At 65.3% G+C, this 4,283-nt stretch carries 7 protein-coding genes; 3 read left to right on the top strand and 4 right to left on the bottom strand.

What is annotated here, in order from left to right; genetic code table 11:
* Positions 1 to 66: 66 nt before the first annotated feature.
* A protein-coding gene (locus MKK84_RS05360) for an IS3 family transposase (protein ID WP_243917261.1) occupies positions 67 to 1,247 on the top strand; the annotation gives its coding sequence in 2 pieces (ribosomal slippage) (positions 67 to 328 and positions 328 to 1,247; 1,182 coding nt in all).
* A gap of 2 nt (positions 1,248 to 1,249) precedes the next feature.
* Here the strand turns inward: MKK84_RS05360 and MKK84_RS05355 are convergent.
* Complete coding sequence (locus MKK84_RS05355; RefSeq protein ID WP_243917259.1) at positions 1,250 to 1,567, bottom strand: hypothetical protein; 318 nt, start codon at positions 1,565 to 1,567, stop codon at positions 1,250 to 1,252.
* Between the two features lie 482 nt (positions 1,568 to 2,049).
* On the bottom strand, positions 2,050 to 2,280 hold the full coding sequence (locus tag MKK84_RS05350; RefSeq protein ID WP_243917257.1) for a hypothetical protein: 231 nt from the start codon (positions 2,278 to 2,280) through the stop codon (positions 2,050 to 2,052).
* A gap of 220 nt (positions 2,281 to 2,500) precedes the next feature.
* On the opposite strand from MKK84_RS05350, the gene MKK84_RS05345 reads away from it, so the two are divergent.
* A complete protein-coding gene (locus MKK84_RS05345; RefSeq protein WP_243917256.1) occupies positions 2,501 to 2,728 on the top strand; it encodes a hypothetical protein in 228 nt (75 codons plus the stop codon).
* A gap of 12 nt (positions 2,729 to 2,740) precedes the next feature.
* Complete coding sequence (locus MKK84_RS35665; protein ID WP_243917254.1) at positions 2,741 to 2,923, top strand: Rmf/CrpP fold protein; 183 nt, start codon at positions 2,741 to 2,743, stop codon at positions 2,921 to 2,923.
* 363 nt (positions 2,924 to 3,286) lie between these two features.
* Here the strand turns inward: MKK84_RS35665 and MKK84_RS05335 are convergent, their stop codons facing one another.
* Positions 3,287 to 3,589, bottom strand: coding sequence for a hypothetical protein (locus MKK84_RS05335; protein ID WP_243917253.1), 303 nt, complete (start codon positions 3,587 to 3,589; stop codon positions 3,287 to 3,289).
* Between the two features lie 274 nt (positions 3,590 to 3,863).
* A partial coding sequence (locus MKK84_RS05330; RefSeq protein ID WP_409566445.1) for an outer membrane protein occupies positions 3,864 to 4,283 on the bottom strand: 420 nt, incomplete at its 5' end.

The following is a 4,283-nucleotide window of genomic DNA, read 5'->3' as shown; positions in this document are numbered from 1 at the left end:
TGATCGTCCCCCTTTGAAGTGGTCCGCCCTGAAGTATGGCTTTTGCGCCGACAGAGGACGGAATCGATGGCCCAACGACCCAAGCCCGAGGAGATCGTGAGCAAGCTGCGTCAGGTCGACGTGCTGGTCTCACAAGGACAGAGCGTCGCCGCTTCGATCAGGGCGATCGGCGTGACCGAGGTGACGTACTATCGCTGGCGCAAGGAGTACGGCAGCCTGAAATCGGATCAAGTGAAGCGGATGAAGGATCTTGAGACGGAGAACCAACGTCTCAGGCGGGCGATCGCAGATCTGACGCTGGACAAGCTGATCTTGCAGGAGGCGTCCCGGGGAAACTTCTGAGCCCCGCGCGCCGACGCGCCTGTGTCGAGCACATCATGCTGACGATGAATGTCTCCGAGCGTCGCGCCTGCCGGGCGCTCGGTCAGCATCGCTCGACACAGCGCAAGGTGCCGCGGGGGCGCGACGACGAAGAGGCGCTGACGGCCGACCTCATCGCGCTGGCGGAGCGGTACGGTCGCTACGGCTACCGGAAGATCAGCGCGCTGCTGAAGGCGGCGGGTTGGTTCGTCAACGACAAGCGCGTCGAGCGGATCTGGCGGCGTGAGGGCCTGAAGGTCCCGGCCAAGCAGCCCAAGCGGGGGCGGATCTGGGACAACGACGGGTCCTGTATCCGTCTTCGCCCGGAATACCGCAATCACGTGTGGTCGTATGACTTCGTCGAGGCGCGCACGCATGATGGACGTAAGTTCCGGATGCTCAACGTCGTCGACGAGTTCACGCATGAATGCTTGACGATCCGGGTTGCCCGCAAGCTCAAAGCGGTCGATGTGATCGACGTGCTCTCGGATCTCTTCATCCTGCGTGGCGTGCCGGGCCATATCCGTTCGGATAACGGGCCGGAGTTCGTCGCGAAGGCTGTCCAAGCTTGGATCACCGGCGTCGGAGCCAAGACGGCTTACATCACTCCGGGCTCACCGTGGGAGAATGGCTACGTCGAAAGCTTCAACGCGCGGCTTCGCGACGAACTGCTGAACGGTGAGATTTTCTACACACTCAAGGAGGCGCAGATCGTCATCGAAAGCTGGAGACGTCACTACAACACCGTACGCCCGCACGCCTCACTGGGATACCGGCCGCCGGCACCAGAGGTGTTCATGCCAGCCTTCACCGCTTGGCCGGCTGCGCTCGCCCGACCAGCTCCGCCGGCCAAGCTAACCGTGGTGGAGCGGCCTACTGCGCACTAACTTTAACCTTGGACCACCCTGTGGGGGCCGATCACCTGGGCAGACGATCCAAGCCGCTTCAGATACGATCCGACCCATCTCACCTCGGGACTGAACACATAGGCAACGGCCCCGGCTCCTAACCACCACGGATCCTTGCCGATCCGCATCTCGGTTTGATGCCCCCGCCACGCGCCAGCGAACAGGAACACGTTCAGGATGGTCGCGGCGGCGATCGGCCCAATGAGCTTCGCGAGGGTCAGGCCGGCGTCCATGAGCTCAAGATGGCGAGAGCGGGCGCGGCTGTCGAGATAGGCCGCGCTATCGAGCCCATCGCCCAAGCCGCCGCTTCCAACGCTCTCCGGGTGGTAGAGCAGCCGGCGGCTTCAAGGAGGGCGCTGGGCGAGGCACTGACGTGTGTAGCACCGGCGCAGGCGTGGCAACTGCGATCTTGACCGCAGTTTCGGCGATCGGCTGCTCGATCGTCAGGTCAGCAACCGGCTTAGCCTTGGGCGGGCGCCCGCGTCGCGGCTTCGGCAAACCATCTTCCGGAACGTCCGTGGGCTCCAGCTCAACCGGCATAGGCTCCGGCACGATCAGGTTAGGAAGGATCCGGCGAGGCTCCGGGGCCGGTGTCTGTGGCTTGGCTGCGGAAGGCCAGAACACCAGCGGTCGCGGGGCCACGGGGGCGGTGTCGCGATGCGGGATAATGGGACGTTGGCGTCCACCGGACTTAGTCTCAACGGTGAACGACCGCGGCGAGCGGTTACGCATTTTTGGAGTCATGACGATCGATCATCGTCACGAGGATGCGGGCATCGAATTAACAAATCGATGCACCGACGGCGCGGCGGAGGCCTGGAATGCGTCCGGCACGCTCGGCCTCCTCCCGCCACGCATTCCGCTCGTCCTGCACCGCCTCGATGCGGGCATGCAGGTGACCGGCGTCGATCGCGGTCTCCATCAGCATGTCGCGGGCGGCGGCCAACTGCTGGCGTAGTTCGGTATTCTCGGTCGCGAGGGCGAGGAGAAGGGCAGCCAAGTCATCGCTCATCCAGGCTCCACGTCGCCGCAAGGCAGCGCGTCTAGTCGGGCTCAAGCTTGGCCGCAATCGCGTCCGATCACCGCGACTGCGCCGGCGAGGCCGCACCGAGGCCCATCGCGAACCCGGCCCCGGTGCTGCTCTTCCGGCGCGCGGCCGGAGCCGATCGCTGAAGGCATCATGGACCTCTGGCTGGGCGGCCGCGTTGAGCGATTTGCGCACGGAGTTTTCCATGGCCTTGCCAGATCCTACCCGTTTGGCCCTGACCGAAGCCGCCCTTGCGTCCGCGGATAGCCTTTGGCGTGAGGAGATGCATTGGGCTTATGGGCCGGATGCGGTGCTGGTCTACGGGTACGCGCCGGAAGGCCAGGGTGGGCTGGGTACGTCGCTGCGGCGCAGCTACGAGGCCCGGCGGGTCGCAGTTGTGCTCTGGCGCCGCGAGCGGCACCGGGCGGTTTGAAGCACCGGGACCGTGGACACTCGCCAACCAAAAGCTATCGAGCCGATTGCGGAGGGAGCGCACGCCCGCGCTATCGGCAGACCGAAAGACGCCTGCCCCTACCCAGCGGGTTCGGCAGAGCGAACCGCGTGGCTTGAAGGGTATGACGGTACCCCTGCGGAGGACGGACCCGATTTGCCGGAGACGGACGCCTGAAGCTGTTCCTCTAGTTGAGACCGCGTCATTTGCCCCAGCTGAACTCAGAACCATTCGTTCAGGTAGCGTTTGATGACCCGACTGGCAGAACTGCAGAATGACCCTGCGTTCCGGCAAGCCGTGCTAGCTGTGCGCGGCGCTTCCAGTACGCTGAGCGGCCGAGAAGTAACCGAGGCGGAAGCCGAGTTCCTGGTCGGGATCGCCTTGGCGACCTTCGCAAACGCAGGAGGCCTGGATGAGCCGAGCATCAGTCATTTAGCTCGGTTCTCGGGTAAGCTTGGGCCAAACGAGACGGTTGATAGCCTGACCAAGCATTAAGATCAGGGTGTGCCCCGCGGATCCAGCCCGCGGGGCGACGAGGCGCTATTTCCCGCTGGGGGCTGCGCCGCTTCCAGTGGCGCCGTTGCCCGAACCGCTGCCGGCGGGTGCGCCGGGCGTGCTAACAGGCGGGCCACCGCTGGTGCCAGGCCCCGTGCCCGTGCTCATCGTACCCGTACCCATCGAGCCGCTGCCGCCCTCCATGGACTTCTCGGAGTTGCTCTTGACCGAACCCGGATTGTTCATGTTGCCCTCGGCGCTGCCGCCGCCGGCCGCGGTCTGAGCGACAGCGGCGCCGGAGACCATAAGTGTCAGCGCGGCGGCTAGGGTCAGTGTCTTCATCGACATGGCGTTTCCCTACAAGGTGATCGTGTTTGAGCGGCCTTGGGCGAAACGTCACTGTGCCCGATATTGTTCGGGCGATCGCTTGGAATGAAAAAACACCCCAGGAGCGAGGGCTCCCAGGGTGCAGCCGACCTCGCGGCCAGTTTGATCGGGCTGGGGATGCGAAGCTCAGCCGGATGGCTGCTCTTCGGCGACGGGGAGCGACGAGGAGGACCAGCTACCCTTCGCCCACCACCGCATCTCCCGGCACGGATGCCGGGAGCAGCTCGACCAAATCTCAGTACGAGCCGAACTTGTAGTTCAGGCCGGCGCGGACGACGGCGAACTCGTCGTCGCGGCGACCGATGGCGCTGTAGGCGACCGGGACGAGGTTGGCGGCGTTGACGACCAGTGCGCCCTGGTTGCGGTTGCCGCGCTCCAGGTTGACGTACAGGCCTTCGACCTTGAACGTCACGGCCGACGAACGGAAGAAGTTCAGGAACGACTCGGTGGGGAGCGCGAACTCGATGCCGCCGCCGACCGCGTAGCCGGTGCGGAAGCTGTCGTTGCCGGCGTAGCCGCCGAACGAGCGGTCAGCGCTGCCCGAGCCGTAGGCGAAGCCGCCGGTGCCGTACACGAGGGTGCGGTCGAAGGCGTAGCCGAGGCGGCCGCGCACGGTGCCGAAGTAGTCGAGGCTCGACAGGCCGCGCGGGTCGGT

The organism is Methylobacterium sp. E-065 (assembly GCF_022829605.1).
Classification (GTDB): Bacteria; Pseudomonadota; Alphaproteobacteria; order Rhizobiales; family Beijerinckiaceae; genus Methylobacterium.
This window is presented reverse-complemented; position numbering and strand designations above follow the sequence as displayed.